Annotated in this window: 1 protein-coding gene; it reads right to left on the bottom strand. The window is 35.9% G+C overall.

The genetic code is table 11. From position 1 onward, the window contains the following. Window positions 1–52: 52 nt before the first annotated feature. The coding region (locus tag QZL63_RS08825; RefSeq protein ID WP_290586613.1) for a hypothetical protein at window positions 53–766 on the bottom strand (714 nt) is incomplete at its 5' end.

Genomic DNA, 766 nt, shown 5'->3' on the forward strand with positions numbered 1-766 from the left:
ATACCCCTGCCGTCAGACGACAGCAAGGGTATCAATTTGCTTGCGAGTTATTCTATAAATCTTCCATGGCAGCCGATCGTGCAATATCAGAATTTATTTTGTCAAAATATTTAAGCAGAACATAATGTTCTCCATATTCACCCTTTTGCAAGGATATTTGAATGGTTCCTTTGTTTGTTTCAAATGTCGTGTACCAGGTACATCTGTCCATGAATAATTCATGTAATTTTTCATTATTAGTCTTTGGGGTTATGCTACTCTGAAATGTTTCAACAACATCTGCAGGTTCTCCATATTTTGATGTTAGCATCGATTTTAAATGATTGTAATTATTTTCAAGAGAACTCCAATCGCTACAAGATGGGAAAATAACACCTATTGTACTGACGATATTAACAGATTCTAATGTAGATACACCTATTATGCAATCTTTAAATCCAGCAAATTCACCTCGTAAAAGTGCTGTCTTGTTTTGCTCCCCCAAATACTCAAACCCTGCACTTTTCATTTTGGTGACATACTGACTCAAGGTCCCATCAATGGGGACACCCTTAAAAGTCAAGTGTTCCGATGTTGTTTGGGCTATTGCGTTTATTGAAACAAACGTAATTGAAACTAAAGCAAGGATGATCTTTTTCATATTTGTGGGAGTATTGGTGAGTCTTTTAATCAAAAATACATAATTTTTATGAACAATACAACTATTTTTTGTTGGGTGTTGATGGAATACGTTTAATACCCCTGCCGTCAGACGACAGCAAGGGTA

The sequence above is a fragment of the Alistipes sp. CAG:268 genome, assembly GCA_000434235.1.
Classification (GTDB): domain Bacteria; phylum Bacteroidota; class Bacteroidia; order Bacteroidales; family Rikenellaceae; genus Alistipes; species Alistipes avistercoris.